The organism is Gudongella sp. DL1XJH-153, assembly GCF_049310905.1.
In the GTDB taxonomy this organism is placed as follows: Bacteria; Bacillota; Clostridia; order Tissierellales; family Tissierellaceae; genus Gudongella.
The window spans coordinates 1-19,511 of record NZ_JBMEMN010000040.1 but is presented as its reverse complement, the minus strand read 5'-3'; the positions used below and the strand labels follow the sequence as shown (position 1 = coordinate 19,511).

Sequence of the window (19,511 nt, the reverse complement as noted above, 5' to 3'; positions counted from 1 at the left end):
ATACTAAAACATAAACAGGTCAAAAATATTTTAAAAATCACGAAGAACTAAAAAAGGTACGCACTTTTCGAGTAATATGAAAAAGCTTAGAACGTTGTTATTGCAACACGTTCCAAGCTTTTTTTGATTTTTAACTGTCAAATATGGGATAGTATATACCTTCAGAAATTATTTGTCAATAAAAATCTATATTATTTCTTATATCTCCAATGCAAACACTTCGTGAATTTCTTCTGAGTAATCTCTGATAACATCAAGTATGAAGTATGTTATCTTTAGATTCAATGAAAATGCAAAGTCAAGGTCGTTTTTAAAACCATTGTTTTGGAAGTACTCCTCTACAACATCTTCAATATATTTCTTGATTGTTGTATGGAGACTGATGGGATTCTCATTATATATATCGAGATCATCAATAGTAATAACGTTCTTTCTGAATGTGTGGTTAGGTGCATATTCATTAAGCTTTGATTCATATCTTATATGCTTGACCATTGATCCATTGAACGTCCACCTTTTAGCATGAGGTAAACATACATAATCAGAAAGATAATGTGAGACTACTCCAATTTTTTTACTAAGCAATTTCATTGCTATTGGATCTGTCATCTTATTAAAATCAACGTAACGGCTTACGAATATTATTTTCATTATTTCCAATGCAACATAATTTATGCTCTCATCTCTATAGTGTCTTATAAGTTTGTATTTTGGAAGTATGTCCGGAGCTATTGAACCCCAGAGAAGCTTGTCCTTATTCAACTCTATATCATAATGTTCAAGAACATTGTCATAAACACTGGAAGCAATTATCTTATGAGTATCTGCGAAAATTTTGAACACTCCCTTTTTTTACGTTTTCCCAACTCCTTTGATAATATAACATAGAAAAACTTATGTCAACCAAGCAAATGTTGCATTCTCTTAATATTTTAAATTTTTCACAACCAATTCATACTTGATCAATGAGATGCTTACTCGAAATAGTCACTATATATTTTAAAATTATAATTGCTGAACAGAATTAAATTAATCTCCCTGATAGTAGATTCGTTTCTCGAAAAATCCTCTATTGCTCGTTTTACAACTTCAACTGCTTCATCAATTGGATAGCCATATGCGCCTGTAGATATGGAAGGGAAAGAAATTGATTTAAGATTATATTCAGCTGCTAGTTTTAATGAATTTGTATATGCATTGTATAGAAGAACTTCCTCCATTGAATCACTTCTACCATACATGGGTCCAACTGTATGAATTACATACTTGCATGGTAGATTACCTGCTGTTGTTATTTTTGCCTCACCAGTTGGACAACCTGAGTGTTTTTTACATTGTTCCAGTATAGCAGGTCCTCCTTTTTTGTGAATTGCTCCATCCACTCCTCCTCCACCTAGCAGAGTATTGTTTGCAGCGTTTACTATGGCATCTACCTTTTCTTCTGTAATATCTCCCATTTTAATGTTAATATTAATATCCCCAATCCTCATACTTATTCTCCTTTCAGTTCAGATAACCATCGAGAGTTCTCCACACAGAAGGTATTTCAAATCCTTTTCTCCATGTAGCCATCCCTGCCAAATTATACTTGTGTACTAGTGAAACCTTGTAATACAAAGAGTTTTCATCTTCCAACCATATTTTTCTGGTTGTATCCCCTACTTTCAACTCTCCATAAAACTGCTGGCTTCTTTCATCCCATACTGTTTCAATATTGTTTTTATCAATAAATTCCAAGGCAGTATTCATTGTTACTGCTTGAGAGGAAACTCCGTCATTATTCACATCCCATACCCTTGAATAAAATGGCATTCCAAGGACCAGCTTATCAGCAGGCACCTGTTCCAATAATCTGGATACAGATTCCTCCACCCACCAGTACTCTGCAACGGACCCTGCAATGGGACTGGCTGACCAGTGTTGATCATAGGCCATCAGGAAAACATAATCGAGAGACTGCTGAAGCCTTTCCCTATCATAGACCATCGACCAGTTTGGACTAGTAGATCTTGGCGTAACATCCATTGATACTGTTAAACCATTGCTACTAAAGATTGGATAGAGTTCCCTTACAAATTGGGTAAGATTGTCTCTATCTTCATAATAGATATTTTCGAAGTCAATATTTATACCATCAGCTTGATAATACTGATAGATGTTAAGAAGATCATCAATCAATTTTTCTCTTGTGTTACTGGATTTCAGAAGTTCACTTGTCAATTCCGGGTCAAATGAGTTGGTTACTGCAGGCCATATCTGGTAGCCTTTTTCACTGTATAAGCGAGAATACTCTCTACTACCCTTATCATAAATAGTTCCTTCGGTATCCGTTACATCAAACCAAGTAGGAGCAACTACATTTACGCCAGGTAAATCCTGAACAGATTCAATATTTCTCATTGGACCATAAGTATAATCCCAGGTTAAATTTATTAGTTCACTTATATTTGAAGTCGAATCCTGATCATCTTCCATTTTTATCCTAAACCTGTTTTTACCGTATTCTATCAACAGATTGTCTTCGTGAACGTATCCCACCAAACCTTCTTTTGTCCTTATTCTAAACCATGAACTTTCCTCAGCGAATACAACTACTCTTTCACCTGATTCCAAAGTACTACCTATCTTGGCAGACCTCTTGTGTGGGCTTAAGTGGACCTGTGAGTCTTCTTTAAGTTCACCTTCAATGTATTCGTATCCTTTATAATCTACTATTAGTGATTTGTTATTCCAGTTGAAATCCAACTCATTACGATAGATTTCTTTGACAAGATTATATGGTACATAAACATTTTGATTTATATTTCTCAGGGGTGTTATAAGTTGGATTTCCTTGCCATTCATTGTTCCTAAGCTCATTTCAAGGCTAAATCTTCCAACTGATTGCTGGTTTGTTATAACTACCACGGATTCTTCTTCATCATAAAACAAATCTTCATCTACAAATTCCTTAAGGAATTCGTATGAAAAATGTATTTCATCATCAATGTACATATAATCGGATTCTTCCACAAGTTTTATGTCTTCAATAAGGACATAAAAACCATCCTCCTCAGAAATGCTTTGTACTTCTACTTGGGTGTAATCCGAATAAATAATATACACTACAAACACAATAATAAATATAGACAGTATAAAAGCCAGAATTTTTCTCATAATTTTATCACCTGATATAATTATAGCATGATTGTTACAAGGATTACTGTATCAATTCAAAATATGTTAGATTAGTAATGCTAGTCATTGTGTTTTTTAATAAAAAAGACCTACTGCAATTCAATAAATTGATTGCAATAAGTCTAAGGTGACAAAATCATTTAGTGCATTTTGTCAGATCATCTGTAAATTTATTGTACTCCTTAAGGAGAGTCACTTTTACCCCATCTTCTCTTATAAAGGTAGGGACACTTTCAATTCCATATGCTGCAGCGAGCTCCCTGGCTTTTTCCATTTTATCCTCAATGTCCCCTTCTTCAATTGATCTCATCATATCCTGTATATTAAGACCAGCAACAAGTCCAATTTCATTGACTACCTCCTTTAGTGCAACATTTTTCCCATCCTCAAATATTGCCTTGAACCCTTCTCTTGCAAAAGGATAAAATAGTCCAACTTCCTGAGCGTATACAGCAGCCCTGTGTAAAAGACCAGTATTGAACTTTCTCGTCTTGTTGGTGTATACAAGCCTATACTCTGATCCAAGTCTTTCAATTCTTCTGTAGGCAATTTCAATCTGTTCCCTTGGTATCGAGTCTCCCAGATCAGATCCTTCTTCAGGTGTATCTTTATCTAGTTCATAAGGGTACCAAATAAAACTCATCTCTGGATTCTCTTCCTGCATTCTCATAGCAATTTTAAATCCGATATAACAAAACGGACATGCAAAGTCCGAAAAAACCATGAATTCTTTAATATCAATCCCTCCTTAGTTCTACATGGAGTTTTATACCCAGTGATTATTAGATTTAAGCCTAATTTTTGAAAACAAAAAAGAATAGCTCCTGATGAACAACGAATTTTATTTTATCCATCAGGAGCTATTTTTCTTGAATTAAGTCGCTATATGATTCCCTCTATCTTGTAAACTTGATGAAAATATATTTTCCATGAACACCTTTATTGACATCTGCCGGGCTTAGGGTATTCTGCCAATATACGCTATCCCATTCAGGTTCTTTATTATCAGGATTATCCATTGCAACTGCAATTCCTTTTATTGGTGGTAGAGTTTTTGCCTTGGTGGTCCACATGTAAATGTAATCTGTATTCTTCCATGTTTTGCCATATACATCAGTAAAATTATAATTAAGTCCCTTATTTAAGTCAGTACCAATTCTTGTATAGTGAACATAGTTGGAATTGTGGCTCAGTAATTTTGTCTCTGGTGACTGTGGACTACCAACGTATTCCATGAAGAAATCGGTGTATGCTTCATCTACATTCTCGCCCAATTTGTATGTTAAGTAAATGTAATCTCCCATGCTGCCAGCCAAGCTATTCAAATCAGCATCTATAAGCATGTATCCTGGAGGACATTTGGCTCTTGCTTTAAACTTATCCTGATCTGAAACAAACTTAATGTCCACTACATACTTCTCTGTTGGCCATTGGTTTCCTTGAGCTAAGTTCAGCTTATCGAATTCAGCCTTAAGCTCCACGGATCTAGAGAAACTGTCACAAAGCTCCCAAATAGGAACTAAAGGTCTTGCTGTAGTATTTCCAAATTCAACAAGTGTGCCATGTTCTTCAAGAGTGCTTTCCCATTTACTCAATATTTGAGGATCATTAGTAAACTGACCAGTATTTAGTACAAATCCTCCACCGTAGGAACGAGTGGTCACATCTTTATTACTGTCATATTCAGATTTATTTTTAATATTCTGATATTCAACACCTGCCGCTGCTTTGAGAACTACGACATTGAAATCTGCCTTTGCAGCTACTTTGAAGTTTTCAAAGCTTGTTGAAGATTGAGAACTGGCAGTAATATTATAGTCGACCCTTCCACCAGTTATGGTGTCAATCACTACGTAATGTCCGAAATTTGCAAAAACTGTACTGGCAGGTATATTGTTGTCATTTATCATATTTTTGGCATCTGCATTGAGATAATTTTTTAAATTTGTCGTACCATGCACATAAACACCGTATTTTTTAATCAGCCAGGTATGAGTAGAGAAATAATTGTTGAGCTGTTGTGTACGGGTTGAATCGAAATTTGTTTTTACTGATCCTCCAAATCCGAAATAGCTTCCGGATGCGCTAATCTTTGTTGAAATGGTATTGCTATATGACCTAATGGATTCACTGGTTATATGAGTGTCTAAACCTTGATCATAACGTATACGTTCGATTCTCTGATCAGTTATAAGCTTTTCCAAATCCAAGACACTCTGTTTCAAGGAGTCAACTGAAGCATACTTCCCGAATACATCATATCCCCTGCCAAGTCTCAAAACCACTGGAAAACCTGATTCGCTCATCATAACCTTTCTTGGTACCCCAACCGGATCAAAATTCCAAAGGTCTTTAAGATAACTAGTATCAACTGACAGAACCAATTGATCAATCGTACTCTTTGACAGATCAGTTATGGGAACTCTTACTTTTGATATTGTTCCAGTTGAAGGTGTCGATGGTGTCAATGGGTCTATTGGAGTTACTGGTGTTAAACCGATTGGGGGTATTGAAGGTTCCAATTGAAATGGCGGGATAATCGAAGAATCAATTGGTTGATCTGATCCCATAGTTTTGGTAATGGTAACCTTCTTGGTTACGGCATCCCACTCTAGATTACATCCAAGATTCTCGGTCACAAATCGTAGCGGCAGCATTGTCCGTCCATTTACAATGAGAGGCTTAACATTTGGATTATTGGCATCAATGGGAACTACAGCTCCATTGACTAAGGCCTTGCTCTCACCTACCCACAGCTCCATACTCCTCTCACCTAAGAAAACGGTTACTTTCTTTTCTTCACCATCCCACAGGATCTCTGCTCCTAAAGGAGTTGCAGCATACCTGATTGGCAGCATTGTACGTTCTTCAATAATCATGGGACTTACATCCATAACAATAAGTTCGCCATTTGCAGTGTATGTATTGTTATCGATTATAAAAACCATTGTTGTACCTTCAGTTTGAGACTCTTCTGCAAGCACTGGTGTAAATGGTACAAAAGCCATTGCAAGTATTAGCGTCGAAATAATCGTCTTTACCAAAGCTGTATTTTTCATACTCTCACTACTTGGAAAGATTTTCATTGACCCTTACCTCCCTTACAGTATAGTCACTCTATGATTTAACTTAGTTATAAATTTGTCATTTAACTGTTACCCATATTATGTTAACTTTAATGATTTAACGTGTTAATTTTTCGTAATAACTAAAATAAAAAAGCAAGGGTTAAAAACCCTTGCAATTAATTATTATGGTGTACCCAGAGGGATTCGAACCCCCGACCTACTGGATTGAAATCTCAACATTTTGGTCTTCCTGTTAAAACCTATTATGTGTATTTTGCAATATTTGTTTGACTGTAAACAACTACCATATACTGCAATAATTTAGTACATATTAGTTAAAAAAGTGTTAAATTTTAACCCTTTTATGTCAGCAATATCAATGTTTTCCGGGTATTTTATTTTTTATTTCCTGGTGCATGAACCCTTTGTTGATAAAATTTATTCTGAAGGCTCTATTCCCCTTATAAATCAATTTTAACACTATAACCCTACCTAGACCATGTCTAGATATTTAAAGCCTCTTAAAATCGATTCTGCGGCTTCATTCTTTGAAATATATTCTTCAACTCTTGAAAATGGACTAAACCGACCAATATTTTCAAGTATACCACTTTTTAGGATATTTTCAATTTTATTTTCAAAAAAAAGAAGGACCTTTTCAGGTCCCTCTCTTGCCTCAATATCATTTCCCTAGACTGTCCCACTCTTCAGAAGTCATACTTTTCGCCTTTTTGATTATGTTGTTTGTCAAGTCTTGTTTGTCTTCGTGAGTTGCGTTTTTTAGATAGTCCTCAATGATTGCTGCTGACTTTTCCAAAAGTTCTTCTCTTTCTTCTGTTGAAATTTCTTTTAATAATCCCTCTAATTTTTCCATCGACATTTTATACCCTCCTTGTTTTACCACTTAGTATTGGCTCCAAACCTCATCAACATGATCCGAATCCTCTTTCATGTATTCCTTTATCTTCCCTTTTTACTTTTGTACGCTTATTTATTTCATTGTCTATTAACTCTTATGTTCTCGACCATTTCCTTCATAATGTCTCGATACTCGTATTTGTCAATCTCTATTATCTGTTCCACCTGGTCATATAAAGCATTCAATTTCAAATATTCATCAAGCTCTTTCTGACCTTGGAATAATATTTTTCTGCCATTTCTTAACTCTGCCACTAAATACATGATATAACCTCCTTATTCTGGCTTGATTGTTGCCTGTAATTCGTTTATTAAGTCCTCAGCTTCAAAGCTGAAATCAAGTGCCATTTTTAAAAACTTCTGGATTCTCCAGTATTCAGTAAACCATTTAGCTGAATATAACTCTTCTGGATCGCTTACTTCTTTTGGCTCTTTATACCACTTGAGGGCTTTTTCTGGATCAGGCTTTATGTTCAACCCGTAATCTCCCATAAACTCCGCCAATATAAAGTTTGTGCTTTCAACCTTAATCTTTAAATCCTCAACTGTATCCATAATTTCTTTATACTCTATTGTTCTACCCATTTTATTATATCCTCCTTTTATTTGTTCCAGGAAGATGATATAATGTATCTGGATCATCTCCTCTGGAGGTGTTCTTCTTGGTATTCTGTTCAGGCCTGCCCGCTTGACGGAATACCTTTTACTTTTTTTGATTGCTGCCTTCAAACCGTTGAAATATAGACATACTTTAGTATTAACTACTTTATAAAACCTCTTAGAAACGATTCTGAGCCCTTGTTTTTTTCTGTACTTTATATGTTAATCGAACTTTCTAATCCCTAACTTCAACATCTTCAAGTAGCTCTCCAACTGTTAAATCAAAGCCTTTAGCAAGCTTTATTATTGTTCTTAACCCTGGATCATCTACAATCCCAGTCTCAATATTTCTAATATAGCTGTGAGAAGGTATTTCGCAGATTTCAGCAAGCTTTCTGTAAGATAAATTCCTGTTCTTTCTAAGTGTTTCTATCTTTTTACCTAGAAGCATTTTACTCCACCCCCCAATATATGGTATGATTTACTTGTAGTGTATCTATTTAAATACTATATATAGTTAAGGAGGTGAAGAAATGTCCAATCTTAAGAAACCGGGTACTGATAATCAACCTGCTGGAAAGTACAAAGAAGTTGGTCCTCGTGGCGGCAAGGTCTCCGATCCTAGAGTTGTTAAAATCGACAAAGGTGATCGCCTTCCACCCACTCAAGAAGAAGGTCACAAATGGGAGAAGATTTAAGCCAAAGTCATTGCTTTTGCAATGGCTTTTATATTTCATTTTTTCTCCTCTTTCTTCCAGCCTCGTACTTTTGTATACATCCTTACATTATTTAGGACCCCTAATCTATCCTTGAAGAATTTTATAGATAAGGGCCTTTTTTAGTCTTACCCAGGACTCCATTGAAACAAGGTGGACCTTTTATTGTCTTATCCAGGACAATCAGAAAAGAGTCGACTCTGTTTACTATTACGCAGAACACAGAACGAAGAGTCAACATTGAACCTTTTAATGTCTTGATCAGGACATGAGAAGCTGGTAATGGATTTAAACAGTTTATTGTCTTATTTAGTACAATTATCTATTCTTAGAATTTACAAAAGCTTCAAAACCATCATCTTCTTCTATTTCATTATTTGGTAATAGATCGTTTAGTTGTTTGATTACTGAAGAATAATTTTTGATTGTTACCTGATATAGATCAGCTGCAATACTCCGTTTAAATCCGAACTGATTAGCTCCATTCTTGTATTCTTCCTTATAACCATTCTGTTTGATATCCTCCTGGAGATCCTCAAGTAGTATTGCCATGAATGAAGCATTTTCAACAAGCCTCTGTACCAGTTTCTTTTTATCATCAGGGATTTCTTTGTAAATATTTTTAATTTTTTTCAATTCTGAAGAAAACCTCTTATCATTCTTTAAATGTTCAAATTTCTTTTCAGAAACCGCCATATATTCACCCCCCAGCTCAGTATTGTTTGTCTATTAATCTACACCCCCTTATAGAGGCTCCTGTGGGTTCACTGAAAGTCCACCACCGGTCCTTGTGTCCTGTTCAAGGCTTTTTTTATGGGGGGGGTTATGTAGGAACGGCCTGCGCATTAAACAAGACTTCCCCTTCGGTCCTTTTGCCCTCATTTCAGTGTATTTTTATGGGGGGCCTATCTTATACCCTCCCCTTGTGTTTAACAGTAACCTCAAGCTTTCTTGCTGAATCATAATCAGACTTGAATACAAGATCATCAATCCTCTTCATTGTCTGTTCGTATTCTACCTTTAATCTATCCCTCTCTTCAATCAATGGTCTGGTTACTTTTTCGTGTTCATTAGCTGCTTCCGATTTAATTAGTTTGAACTCTTCACTCTGTAGCCGGGATTGAATAAACAGATCTAGATTAAACATTATCATGACTCTTTGGTCCTCCTGTTCTTCTAGGAGTTTCTTTCTTCTAGCCTTAAATTTATCAATATCTAGTCCGCTATAATCCATAGCTTCTTGTTCCATTAAATCCTGAAGTTCCTGATTAATCTCTTCGATTCTATCCTCTGCTTCAAGCTTTTTATACTTGTATTCCTCTGCTTTTCGATCAAGTTCTCTGACCGCCTGAATATATTCATATATCTTTTTCATGTCCTTCTTCTGTGGTATTAGCTTTTCATTTATCATTTGATATCCCCTTTCATTCTCTGTTTTTGTCTCCTGACATTCGTTCTCTTGATGATTGTTTCTTTTGACTATAAAGCTTGATTACCTGTTTCTCTTAACTGATCACCCATCTCCTCTCTTTTAGATACTGGCTCATCATATAAACCCATGACCTTTTCAGGAATTATCAAGGTATTAAAGAATATTTTTCCACTACTGGATATTTTAGATTTAGCTTTTGCCTTTAATTCTGCTATCACCCAATTACCGGATTTCATAATATCAGCACCCTCAAATTCTTCTCCAATATGAACAATAATTTGTGATTTGTCTATACTTTCAAATAGAATTATCTCGTGTCTTTCACCTTTGAAAACTGTTTTTACATACCTTCCCTTGCCACAAAAATTAAACATCAACTTTCCCCCTTGACTAATTTCTTCAACTTCTTCTCTCTATCAATTACTATCCTTTCCACTGGTGAAGATGGATTCCCACCTGTAACCCTGTCAGTGTCATACCTTGGAGAACTATACCATGATGTAACCTCATCAAGCTCCTTCTCTAGTTGCTTGGCATATGCTGACCTTCTAATCTTTCTGAGTGCCTTGTTCCTTATCTCAGCGGTATATCCTGGATCTCTGTTTATAATCCTTGCAACTTCCTTCAGCTGGTGTTCCTTACAATTCAAACCCAGGTTTAGCCTCAAGGCTTCCAGCTCTTCATCCCTCAAGTAACTCTTTATCTGCTCAATAAACCCATTAATGAAAACCGATTCGACAACATCATCCTCAAAACATCCTTCAGGATCTTCAATCATATCTCCCAGGGTTATACCTTCCCCCTCTTGTGATATGTCAACATCAAGTGAAGTAACATTCTGTTCAATATCCATTAACTCTTTGACCTTCCTATATGGTATTTTAAGAGCTCCAGATATTTCCTTGATGGTTGGCTCCTTTTCGTTGTTGTCCCTTGTGTAGTGTCTTCTGTATGCTTCAATTTTGTATAATGATTCATACACCCAGGCCGGAACCCTTAAGCCTTTTGACTTGTCTCTGATGTATGCCCTGATTGTTGCTTTGATATGAGTTGCTGCATGATTTGAGAAGGACCCTTTCCCTGGATCATATGAGTCAAGGCTATTCATCAAGCCGATTACCCCTTCATTGAAGAGGTCCTCCTCTTGCCTTAGTGGATTATTGTCCATCCTGTATCTGTTACTGATTACTTTAACTAATCTTAGATTATGGAGTATCAAGGTTTCTTTGACCTGTGAATCCCCTGACTTGATGTATTCCTTCAAGAACTCTTCCTGGAGTTGCTCATCAAGTACTTGAGGTAATTTCATATCATACAAGTAATAACCTCCTCATATTTAATTAACCCTTTTCCATACACTCACCCTTTGACATATAATCATCTCCTTAACTATGTTCTTTCTGGCCTCTTATAAATATTTATCTGACTGACTATATATATTAAGGCCCTTGTCCTCTGGCCTGATCTCAATAAATCCTTCCTGGTCCCTATCCAGAAACTCAACAAGGCCCTTGTCTCCTATATACATCGTTTTAATATTCCGGTCTCCTTGCATATCTTCAACAAGTGCAACTCCTACTACCGGATAGGCTACTTCATAACAAGGAACCGCATATCCTTTTCTCTTAAATATTGCGTTGATTTTCCTGTCTGTTGACATCATTTGAATTATTAATTGCTTTTCCATTTTGGTATCTCCCCTTTGGTTTAATGGTGTAATAGCTTCCATCATTTGAAACATCTAGAGATATACCTCCTTTTTTTGTATGCTTGTTGCCTGGTGCTGCTTAGTAGTCCATTATTAAATAATTGATTGTTGTCCTTCCTGGTGCTTTAATCTTAGATATACAACTCGTATCTTTTCCAGTATTTCAATAAAATTTTGAAGGAACTCTTCCTTCTCTTCGTTTGGGATTGATTCATCCTCAAAATATTTTGTAGCTTTGTCATATCTCTGTTTCAGTCTGTTGTATTCCCTTCTTGTTTCTTCCATTTATCACCGCCTCCCTTAGAACGGACACTCAGCTCTTACTTCATGGAGTTCTTGAAGTGTCTTGTCATGTTGTGTCAACTTCTTGGTCCATGAATACTCCTTGACCTTTTCTATATCATTTGTGAAGTACCTCTTGCTGAAAAAGTCAAAATAAAAGAGTATCTCCTGGTTATACACTCCGAACTTCCTGTCTTTGAATATGATCATCAGATTGTTAAATCCTGAATATTGTTCCTTCTGTCTTTCCTCCGGTGTCAACCTGTGAAAACCGATTACCCTATCTGCTAGATTTGTTATGTCTGCGGTACCTGATATTGAATACTTATCAACTCTTTTTTGGCCTGGTGCTGGTTTCCTTGGATGAGCTACAAGATGGACAACTGCGTTGTAATTTCTCGAGAACTGCTTCAACTTTAAAATCAATTTTCCTTGCTTCTCGTTAACATCACCATTCCCGGATATGTTCATTGTCATGAGGTTGTCTATTGCAAAAACCTTGATTCCCTCTCTTCTTGCCATATATTCCATGGCTTGGATGATTTTGTTATCTGTTGCATAATCTTCCGTATCAAATAAAAATATCTTGCCATTGTAGAACTCATCCAGATATTCAAAATATATTGGATTCGGAACTGGAATATCCTGTCTCTTGACCGGGCAATAATGAGAAGTCAGATATTTCTTGCCTGACAACTGAAGATCCATCCATTCCTTGAAGTCCTCTTTTGCCAGTTCACCAGAATATACAAAAGTTGGATTGTCTGCTTCAATGCCATTCAACAAAACATTTGACAATAGAGTTGATTTTCCTGATCCATTGTAACCGGTCCAGACAATCAATTGACCTCCATACAATCCACCTATTAAATCATCAAGTTCCTGGTACCCTGTGGAGATGGCTTCATCCTTCTGGTATTGTTTCCTTCTGACATCAGCAAGGTCTGTAATAAATTCCTTCTTGATTACCCTTGCCTCATCAATTGCAATTCTGATTTCTTCTTTTGCCTTTTCAATGTTCTGTTTCTTTGTTATTTGTTGCAGCATTTCATTTGAATCCTTGTAATTAACCTGGACAACTTTGAGCTTCCATCCACTTAGGCGGTTTATTGTCTTTTGTTGGAACTCTCTTCCGGCCTTGTCATTATCTGACCAGATTATTATTTCATCAAACTGTTCCATCCACTCCCAACAAGTATCAATGAATGAGAAGTCCTCTGTTCCGCTTGGTATTGATAGAGCATTGAGGATTTCCACTTCATCAAGTGTCAACTTGTCTGGCTCTCCCTCGACTATTACAAGAGGATTTCCAGGTATACACTCATCCATCCCGTATAGAATAGGCTTGGTTCCTGACTCTCTCCATGATTTAGACTCTCCCTTCTTTGGCTCTCTTGGTAATTTGTATTTTATAAACTCAAGATTTCCATCCAGGTAATACTTGAAAACAATATTTCCCTTTGAGTCAGTTGTGACTTTGTTCTTCTTGAGTGTTTCCTCTGAGATCATCCTACTCTTGAAATATTGAATTGTATCATTGGATATCTCGTTGAATTTATCATCCGGCTTCTTGTAATTCTTCTTTGGCTTGGTTTCCCTGAAATATGTTTCCCTGTCCATGAGATCAACCCCTAAATGTTCAGCTAACTTATAAATATTTCCTGTTTCTCCACAAGTTCCCCTCTTGCAGTTGAAAACTCCAGTCTCTCTGTTCAATGCAAAAGAACCCTTGTCATGATGTTGGCCGCCTTTACAGTATGGGCAATACTTGGGAATTATTTCAGTTCCCTTTTCTGATTGCAACTCTCCCAGGTATGGAGTTATCTTGAATAAATGCTTATGATCCATAATGTTTTGACCTCCTGTTCAGGAAATAGTTGTCATCATAAAATTCAGGCTTCTCCACTTCTTCCTCTTCCGGCTTGGTATTTCTAACAATACCGATTGCATACTTTTCGCCTTTATCATGATATTCCGGTTTTTCATTAAATCTTCTTAATCCTTGGATAACTTGTTCAACTGGATATTGATCCAGGTCCTGGTATATTTTCAGTATTACACCATCAGATACTTTACCGCCTTTTCTAGTATTGGCTATTATCTCCAGGAAAGAATCTACTATCCGTAAATCATTCCCTGAGTATTTACTACGGAAAGAAGAGAGTTTTTCAGGGATTGAATTTCCTTTCTGTTTCTGTTTAGTTTCTGTTTCCTTTCCTTTCTGTTTCCTTTGTTCATTTTTGTCATCATCATGTTGTCCTTCTTCTGGTATTATGTCATCATCATGTTGTCCTTCTTCCGACATATTGCCGTCATTAACTCCTTTAATATTATCTATCAGTAGATATTCCGTTACAATTTCAACATCTTTCCGCCTTCTGACAATCTCCTTGTATCTCCGTTGAATCCCTCTTGATGTCAAAATGTTGTATTTATCGTATAATTTTTTACTGAATATTCCCCTTTCTAATGCTTCATTGATAACTTCCTGAACTAATTCGAAATTTGTTCTGTTCTCATCAGAGAATAATATCAACTCATCATTTGTCCATCTACACCAGAACCCTGAAGAATATATTTTCTGGAATAGTTTTATCAGGATTGCAAAACCTTCCAGCTTATATTTCACTTCGATAAATTTGAACTTGTCATCCATGTAGACATCCATCGGAAAATAATCAACTCCTTGTTTGTTTGGTCTTGCCATATAGTCACCTCCTACCTTTTAATGTCTATTTTGTCATCATGTTGGTATTGTTCATTTATAATATTAGAAACTGCTTCCTGAGGAGTTGGATCTTTAATTCCGAACTCATTCTCTGACTTCAATCTTGATTCCATAGCCTCATGCGGCTTGTACTTTCTCCTGTTGGTTCTTTGTTTATTTCTGTTTTTAGACATAAATATCCCTCCTTGAGGAAACAACCTTTCAGGCTGACATCTCGTGTTGCTTTGGTAATTCTTACAGTACAATATTCTCTTCAGCTGCTCTATCAAGAAACTTTTCAAGCTCCAGTCTGTGGATTTTGTTGTATCTTCCGATTTTGATTGTTTTTAATCTTCCTGATCTCATTAGTTGGTAAACTCTATCCCGACCTAGTCCGGTATATTCCATTACCTCAATGACATTCAAGAGATATTTTTCAGTTATTGGGATGTTGACTTTTTCATTCTCAATATTTGTATTATTCATTTTTGTACTCCTTTCTCATATGGTATTCAAGTATCATTTCGTAAATGCTGAAGGCTATGATCCCGGCAAGTACCGGATATACTATCTGTGTTTTTAATAACATTTCATGGAGTATTAGAAATTCGTTCATCAATTTACCTCCTCAAAGAATAACTCTTCAGCGGATGTTTCAAGGATGTCCGATATTTTCTTCATGATGTCTTTTGTTGGATTCGCTTGTCCGATTTCGATTAATCTCAAGTATTGAGGAGTAATCCCTATCATTTCAGCAAGTTCATTTTGTTTGAATCCCTTCTCAATTCTTTTTAGTTTTACTTTAAGATTCATTGTTTCACCTCTTTTCTTAATGTTTCGTTATTGAATACTTTTCCTGTTATTTATAGTATAAGTTTCTATATTGAAATTGTCAAGGGGTAATTTCAAATTTATGTTGCATTATTGAATATTTTTCTATATACTTTATTTAGGAGGTGGATTTATGAGTTTAAATGAATTGATACAAGTAGGTAGTAGAATTAAGAAAGTTAGAAAAGAAAAAGGGATTAATCAAAAATTTATGGCTGAAGAGGTTTTAAAAATTCCCAGGTCAACATATTCAAACTATGAGAATAATAATAGGACCCCTGATCTGGAAACTTTAGATAAGATTGCTGAAGCTCTTGAAATTGAAGTATCTGAATTATTGGGAATAGAAGAACCAAAAAAGTTCAACTTTGAACTAAACGATTTCTTAAATGAGAAACTTTTTGAGATAATCAAATACATCATCAAGGATCAAAATCTTGATACATCCCTTAATGTTTCAGCTATTGATTTTTACAAAAAAGATAAATACTTGAATGAACTCATATTAAAATCAACTAGATCAATTATTGAAAATTATGTTGAAACTTTAAAAGAAAAGATACTCCATAATCCAAAAGACTTAACCCCTATTAAAGGTGACATTTTGATTAATTATCCTTTTGGGGACACTTCTAAAATTCAAGGTGTTTATAATTTGGGATCAAAGGAAGAGACTTTTGATTATCTAAAATATGAAGTGATGGAAAATTTCAATAAAATGATTACAGCTGAATACTCAAAGGTAGATTACTCATTGCCTGAGGATGAACTGCATGTTTCATTCAATGAAGCTAATAATAGGATAGAACGAGTAATTAAGGATCTTCATTTAATTTTCATTGATGAAATCAATAATGAATCTCTCAAAAATGATATTAGAATCAAACCGCCTAGCATGTTCCAGGATAAACAATAGCAAAGAATCTAATTTAATTTATTATGAGGAGGTGAATCAATGGCTCGTAAACCTGTTACCAATACTCAAATAAACGGTTACAAGTACAACAGAAAGACTCTTGTAGTTGGACATGACAGTGAAGGAGTTCCCATTGTTAAGCAATTTTACGGAAAGACTCAGAGAGAAGCTGAAGAAAAGAGAGACAAGTACAAGCAGATGATGGACAATGGAATCAATCCTGATCTTGGATCACTTCCTCTGGAGAAGGCCATGAGTGACTGGCTCTGGAATATAGAGAGGTATTCAGGGAATAAGACATCCACTTTTGAGAGATATGAAGGTATCTTCAGAAACTATATTGAAGGCTCCATGTTATCAAATATTCAAGTCTCCCAGGTCAACAAGCTGGTAGTACAAAAATATTATAATGAGTTCCTGGAAAGTGGAAAGACAATCAGCTTTGTCAAACAACTTCACAAGTTATTGAGTAAATTTTTCAGATATGCTCTTTCTGAAGGTTACATCCTCAGGAATCCATTATTCGGATTGAAGTTACCAAAAACCGATGAAGAAGAGATTGTTGAGTATGGAGAGGAGATTGATACTTTCACAGATGAAGAGGTTAAACAGATTATTAACTCCCTGGATAATGTAAAGCTGAAGTATATCATCCTGTTCGCTGTTCTTACTGGTGCTAGGATGGGCGAGATATTAGCATTGAAAAAGAAGGATATCAAGGATGGAGTTGTAATGATTAACAAGTCAATCAGGAAAGTCAGGGTATATTCTGACAAGGAGAACTATACTTATCAATACAAAGTCACCAGGCCAAAAACGGAAAGTTCCAGGAGAGAGGTCCCCTTACCTGATAAACTTATCAATGAATTGAAGAATCTTGACATCCTGGTAAAAGAAGAACGCTTGAGACTTGGTCCAGCATATGATAACAATGATATCCTCTTCCCTTCAATTACCGGAACCTATATTGATGACAAGAACCTCCGGAGGAGTTGGGAAAGGGCATTGTCAAGCTCTGGAGTGGATTATAAGAAGTTTCACGCTTTGAGACATACCTACGCTACCCGGATGATTGAAAACGGTGTTGAGCTGCTTACAGTCTCCAGATTGTTAGGTCATAGTTCAATCAAGACAACTGAAGTATATGCTCATACCCTTGAAGATACCAAAATTGAAGCGGTCAAGACATTGGATTCCATGTTCCAATAATTGCATACAAAAACACAACAAGAGCCTCCCTGATCTATTGCCAGGAAAGGCTCTTTTATTTTGAATTAAATTTGACTCATTAGTTAAAAAAGTGTTAAATCTTAAATTATTTGAATTTATAACCCTTGTAAATGTTGTAATTGGTGTACCCAGAGGGATTCGAACCCCCGACCTACTGGTTCGTAGCCAGTCACTCTATCCAACTGAGCTATGGGTACATATATTCTTGAATATGACTATATTAAAGAAGCCACTTACATATTATATTATATTCCATTGTTCATTGTCAATTGAACATTTCTATTGTGTTTACTCTATTGAGAAAACAAATTTGCGCAAATTAAACTTTGAGTTTTAATATTAATAATACATAAGCTGGAACATATCACAAAGATTTGTTCCAGCTTTTTAGTGGAGCGGGTGAAGGGAATCGAACCCTCGCAATCAGCTTGGAAGGCTGGAGCTCTACCACTGAGCTACACCCGCAAGTATACACTATATAAAAAATGAAGAAATCTCTTTCTTCATAAATTGGAGCGGAAGACGAGATTCGAACTCGCGACCCTCGCCTTGGCAAGGCGATGCTCTACCACTGAGCTACTCCCGCAAATCTTTTTAATTTTAATATAAATGGTGGAGGAGACTGGATTCGAACCAGTGAAAGCTCAGCTAACGGATTTACAGTCCGTCCCCTTTGGCCAACTCGGGAACTCCTCCTTATTTATCTCTGTTAAGAGAATTGGAGCTGGTGAGAGGACTTGAACCCCCAACCTACTGATTACAAGTCAGTTGCTCTACCAATTGAGCTACACCAGCATAAATCTTTAAAGATTAAAATTCACAATTGTCTGCTCTCACATAACCCTTGTGAATTGAAATTGGTCCTATTCGGACACTCCTGAATCATGTCTGCGCATGTGCTTAGACAGAAATAAAATGGCGACCTGGAAGGGACTCGAACCCTCGACCTCCAGCGTGACAGGCTGGCATTCTAACCAACTGAACTACCAGGCCAATGATAATTCGTTTATTGCAGGTAAATGTCACATATAATTATAGCCTTGATCCAACATGTTCAGTTGGCTCCAACTTGAAGCCCTAACCCCACGAAACTTTAGTTGAGTGGTGGTAGGTCTCATGCAACCTGTTTCCCAAATCTATGATTTGGTTGAAACAGTCTGCTAACTACCAGGCCATGGTAGTTGCAATGAACATTTAACAGTGAACAATAAACAATTTATTTAATTGTTAGTTATTCGTTATTAGTTGTTCAATGAATTTATGGTGGGCACAACAGGGCTCGAACCTGTGACCCCCTGCTTGTAAGGCAGGTGCTCTCCCAACTGAGCTATGCGCCCATAAAAACTGGTGAAAATAAAACTGGTGACCCTACCGGGACTCGAACCCGGGTTACCGCCGTGAAAGGGCGGTGTCTTAACCGCTTGACCATAGGGCCTTGATTATATGTATTGACGGAATTAATAATGGTTGTACCAAACTGGCACTCCGGATTGTATAAATACGAAATAATGGTTGCACCCTTCGGGTACGACTGAATGAATAAAACTAAATAATGGTTGCGGGAGCAGGATTCGAACCTACGACCTCCGGGTTATGAGCCCGACGAGCTACCGGACTGCTCCATCCCGCGCTGTTGTTTTTTTCGACCCTTTTTCATGTTACCAAATAGCTTGGTGCCGAGGACCGGAATCGAACCGGTACGACTTTAAGGGTCGCAGGATTTTAAGTCCTGTGCGTCTGCCAGTTCCGCCACCCCGGCATTTCTGGCTCTCAGGGTGGGACTCGAACCCACAACCTACCGGTTAACAGCCGGTTGCTCCACCATTGAGCTACCTAAGATTATTCCAGTCTGGCAACTTCCTACTCTCCCAGATCGTTTCCAACCAAGTACCATCGGCGTTAAGAGGCTTAACTTCTGTGTTCGGT

General features: G+C 36.6%; 24 protein-coding genes, 11 tRNA genes and 1 rRNA gene. 3 read left to right on the top strand and 33 right to left on the bottom strand.

Going from position 1 to position 19,511, the window contains the following annotated elements:
• Positions 1 to 198: 198 nt before the first annotated feature.
• The 9 genes from ACOEN1_RS11990 to ACOEN1_RS11950 form a co-directional block, all read right to left on the bottom strand.
• Positions 199 to 843, bottom strand: coding sequence for a zinc dependent phospholipase C family protein (locus ACOEN1_RS11990; RefSeq protein WP_422487139.1), 645 nt, complete (start codon positions 841 to 843; stop codon positions 199 to 201).
• A gap of 131 nt (positions 844 to 974) precedes the next feature.
• Positions 975 to 1,490: an O-acetyl-ADP-ribose deacetylase gene (locus tag ACOEN1_RS11985; RefSeq protein ID WP_422487138.1), complete on the bottom strand. Its 516-nt coding sequence runs from the start codon at positions 1,488 to 1,490 to the stop codon at positions 975 to 977.
• A gap of 13 nt (positions 1,491 to 1,503) precedes the next feature.
• Positions 1,504 to 3,156 carry a glycosyl hydrolase family 18 protein gene (locus ACOEN1_RS11980; RefSeq protein ID WP_422487137.1) on the bottom strand — a complete coding sequence of 551 codons (1,653 nt, stop codon included), beginning with the start codon at positions 3,154 to 3,156 and terminating at the stop codon, positions 1,504 to 1,506.
• A gap of 157 nt (positions 3,157 to 3,313) precedes the next feature.
• Positions 3,314 to 3,901 (bottom strand): DsbA family oxidoreductase, encoded by a 588-nt coding sequence (locus ACOEN1_RS11975; protein WP_422487136.1) that lies wholly within the window; start codon positions 3,899 to 3,901, stop codon positions 3,314 to 3,316.
• Between the two features lie 172 nt (positions 3,902 to 4,073).
• Positions 4,074 to 6,263: a stalk domain-containing protein gene (locus ACOEN1_RS11970; RefSeq protein WP_422487135.1), complete on the bottom strand. Its 2,190-nt coding sequence runs from the start codon at positions 6,261 to 6,263 to the stop codon at positions 4,074 to 4,076.
• Between the two features lie 664 nt (positions 6,264 to 6,927).
• Positions 6,928 to 7,125 carry a hypothetical protein gene (locus ACOEN1_RS11965; protein WP_422487134.1) on the bottom strand — a complete coding sequence of 66 codons (198 nt, stop codon included), beginning with the start codon at positions 7,123 to 7,125 and terminating at the stop codon, positions 6,928 to 6,930.
• A gap of 116 nt (positions 7,126 to 7,241) precedes the next feature.
• A complete protein-coding gene (locus ACOEN1_RS11960; RefSeq protein ID WP_422487133.1) occupies positions 7,242 to 7,427 on the bottom strand; it encodes a hypothetical protein in 186 nt (61 codons plus the stop codon).
• A 12-nt stretch (positions 7,428 to 7,439) separates the two neighbouring features.
• Positions 7,440 to 7,892, bottom strand: a complete 453-nt coding sequence (locus tag ACOEN1_RS11955; RefSeq protein WP_422487132.1) for a hypothetical protein — start codon at positions 7,890 to 7,892, stop codon at positions 7,440 to 7,442.
• Between the two features lie 106 nt (positions 7,893 to 7,998).
• Positions 7,999 to 8,214, bottom strand: a complete 216-nt coding sequence (locus ACOEN1_RS11950; protein WP_422487131.1) for a helix-turn-helix domain-containing protein — start codon at positions 8,212 to 8,214, stop codon at positions 7,999 to 8,001.
• Positions 8,215 to 8,296: 82 nt separating this feature from the next.
• On the opposite strand from ACOEN1_RS11950, the gene ACOEN1_RS11945 reads away from it, so the two are divergent.
• The gene (locus ACOEN1_RS11945) at positions 8,297 to 8,461 is read left to right on the top strand and encodes a YjzC family protein (protein WP_422487130.1); all 165 of its coding nucleotides are present in this window, start codon (positions 8,297 to 8,299) and stop codon (positions 8,459 to 8,461) included.
• A 336-nt stretch (positions 8,462 to 8,797) separates the two neighbouring features.
• On the opposite strand, the gene ACOEN1_RS11940 is transcribed toward ACOEN1_RS11945, so the two are convergent.
• From ACOEN1_RS11940 to ACOEN1_RS11885, 12 genes are all read right to left on the bottom strand, one after another.
• Positions 8,798 to 9,175, bottom strand: a complete 378-nt coding sequence (locus tag ACOEN1_RS11940; RefSeq protein WP_422487129.1) for a hypothetical protein — start codon at positions 9,173 to 9,175, stop codon at positions 8,798 to 8,800.
• Between the two features lie 214 nt (positions 9,176 to 9,389).
• Positions 9,390 to 9,890, bottom strand: coding sequence for a hypothetical protein (locus ACOEN1_RS11935; protein ID WP_422487128.1), 501 nt, complete (start codon positions 9,888 to 9,890; stop codon positions 9,390 to 9,392).
• A gap of 68 nt (positions 9,891 to 9,958) precedes the next feature.
• Positions 9,959 to 10,285 (bottom strand): hypothetical protein, encoded by a 327-nt coding sequence (locus ACOEN1_RS11930; RefSeq protein ID WP_422487127.1) that lies wholly within the window; start codon positions 10,283 to 10,285, stop codon positions 9,959 to 9,961.
• Positions 10,285 to 11,220, bottom strand: a complete 936-nt coding sequence (locus ACOEN1_RS11925; RefSeq protein WP_422487126.1) for a sigma-70 family RNA polymerase sigma factor — start codon at positions 11,218 to 11,220, stop codon at positions 10,285 to 10,287. Before ACOEN1_RS11925 ends, ACOEN1_RS11930 begins: the two co-directional genes overlap by 1 nt.
• Before the next feature lie 99 nt (positions 11,221 to 11,319).
• The gene (locus tag ACOEN1_RS11920; protein ID WP_422487125.1) at positions 11,320 to 11,652 is read right to left on the bottom strand and encodes a hypothetical protein; all 333 of its coding nucleotides are present in this window, start codon (positions 11,650 to 11,652) and stop codon (positions 11,320 to 11,322) included.
• A gap of 60 nt (positions 11,653 to 11,712) precedes the next feature.
• Positions 11,713 to 11,904, bottom strand: coding sequence for a hypothetical protein (locus ACOEN1_RS11915; RefSeq protein ID WP_422487124.1), 192 nt, complete (start codon positions 11,902 to 11,904; stop codon positions 11,713 to 11,715).
• Positions 11,905 to 11,919: 15 nt separating this feature from the next.
• Positions 11,920 to 13,749, bottom strand: coding sequence for a bifunctional DNA primase/helicase (locus tag ACOEN1_RS11910; RefSeq protein ID WP_422487123.1), 1,830 nt, complete (start codon positions 13,747 to 13,749; stop codon positions 11,920 to 11,922).
• Positions 13,739 to 14,608 carry a DUF4373 domain-containing protein gene (locus ACOEN1_RS11905; RefSeq protein WP_422487122.1) on the bottom strand — a complete coding sequence of 290 codons (870 nt, stop codon included), beginning with the start codon at positions 14,606 to 14,608 and terminating at the stop codon, positions 13,739 to 13,741. The genes ACOEN1_RS11910 and ACOEN1_RS11905 overlap by 11 nt, the downstream gene beginning before the upstream one ends.
• An 11-nt stretch (positions 14,609 to 14,619) precedes the next feature.
• Positions 14,620 to 14,802, bottom strand: coding sequence for a hypothetical protein (locus tag ACOEN1_RS11900; protein WP_422487121.1), 183 nt, complete (start codon positions 14,800 to 14,802; stop codon positions 14,620 to 14,622).
• Positions 14,803 to 14,863: 61 nt separating this feature from the next.
• Complete coding sequence (locus ACOEN1_RS11895) at positions 14,864 to 15,094, bottom strand: helix-turn-helix domain-containing protein (protein ID WP_422487120.1); 231 nt, start codon at positions 15,092 to 15,094, stop codon at positions 14,864 to 14,866.
• The gene (locus tag ACOEN1_RS11890) at positions 15,087 to 15,224 is read right to left on the bottom strand and encodes a hypothetical protein (RefSeq protein WP_422487119.1); all 138 of its coding nucleotides are present in this window, start codon (positions 15,222 to 15,224) and stop codon (positions 15,087 to 15,089) included. Before ACOEN1_RS11890 ends, ACOEN1_RS11895 begins: the two co-directional genes overlap by 8 nt.
• Entirely contained in the window at positions 15,224 to 15,421 is a 198-nt protein-coding gene (locus ACOEN1_RS11885; RefSeq protein ID WP_422487118.1) for a helix-turn-helix transcriptional regulator, read from the bottom strand. Before ACOEN1_RS11885 ends, ACOEN1_RS11890 begins: the two co-directional genes overlap by 1 nt.
• Before the next feature lie 151 nt (positions 15,422 to 15,572).
• Between ACOEN1_RS11885 and ACOEN1_RS11880 the strand changes: the two genes are divergently transcribed.
• Both ACOEN1_RS11880 and ACOEN1_RS11875 read left to right on the top strand, forming a co-directional pair.
• The gene (locus ACOEN1_RS11880) at positions 15,573 to 16,355 is read left to right on the top strand and encodes a helix-turn-helix domain-containing protein (protein ID WP_422487117.1); all 783 of its coding nucleotides are present in this window, start codon (positions 15,573 to 15,575) and stop codon (positions 16,353 to 16,355) included.
• Positions 16,356 to 16,394: 39 nt separating this feature from the next.
• Positions 16,395 to 17,564 carry a tyrosine-type recombinase/integrase gene (locus ACOEN1_RS11875; RefSeq protein WP_422487116.1) on the top strand — a complete coding sequence of 390 codons (1,170 nt, stop codon included), beginning with the start codon at positions 16,395 to 16,397 and terminating at the stop codon, positions 17,562 to 17,564.
• Between the two features lie 141 nt (positions 17,565 to 17,705).
• Here the strand turns inward: ACOEN1_RS11875 and ACOEN1_RS11870 are convergent.
• The 12 genes from ACOEN1_RS11870 to rrf form a co-directional block, all read right to left on the bottom strand.
• Positions 17,706 to 17,782: transfer RNA gene (locus tag ACOEN1_RS11870), tRNA-Arg, on the bottom strand.
• Positions 17,783 to 17,976: 194 nt separating this feature from the next.
• Positions 17,977 to 18,050: transfer RNA gene (locus ACOEN1_RS11865), tRNA-Gly, on the bottom strand.
• A 46-nt stretch (positions 18,051 to 18,096) separates the two neighbouring features.
• Positions 18,097 to 18,171, bottom strand: a tRNA-Gly gene (locus ACOEN1_RS11860).
• A gap of 24 nt (positions 18,172 to 18,195) precedes the next feature.
• Positions 18,196 to 18,281: transfer RNA gene (locus tag ACOEN1_RS11855), tRNA-Tyr, on the bottom strand.
• 23 nt (positions 18,282 to 18,304) lie between these two features.
• Positions 18,305 to 18,380, bottom strand: a tRNA-Thr gene (locus tag ACOEN1_RS11850).
• A 121-nt stretch (positions 18,381 to 18,501) separates the two neighbouring features.
• Positions 18,502 to 18,578 (bottom strand) — tRNA-Asp (locus ACOEN1_RS11845).
• Positions 18,579 to 18,846: 268 nt separating this feature from the next.
• A tRNA-Val gene (locus ACOEN1_RS11840) sits at positions 18,847 to 18,922 on the bottom strand.
• A gap of 23 nt (positions 18,923 to 18,945) precedes the next feature.
• Positions 18,946 to 19,020: transfer RNA gene (locus ACOEN1_RS11835), tRNA-Glu, on the bottom strand.
• Between the two features lie 118 nt (positions 19,021 to 19,138).
• A tRNA-Met gene (locus tag ACOEN1_RS11830) sits at positions 19,139 to 19,215 on the bottom strand.
• A gap of 41 nt (positions 19,216 to 19,256) precedes the next feature.
• Positions 19,257 to 19,344 (bottom strand) — tRNA-Leu (locus ACOEN1_RS11825).
• A 5-nt stretch (positions 19,345 to 19,349) separates the two neighbouring features.
• Positions 19,350 to 19,424: transfer RNA gene (locus ACOEN1_RS11820), tRNA-Asn, on the bottom strand.
• Positions 19,425 to 19,432: 8 nt separating this feature from the next.
• Positions 19,433 to 19,511: ribosomal RNA gene (gene rrf, locus ACOEN1_RS11815) — 5S ribosomal RNA — on the bottom strand; the annotation flags it as partial.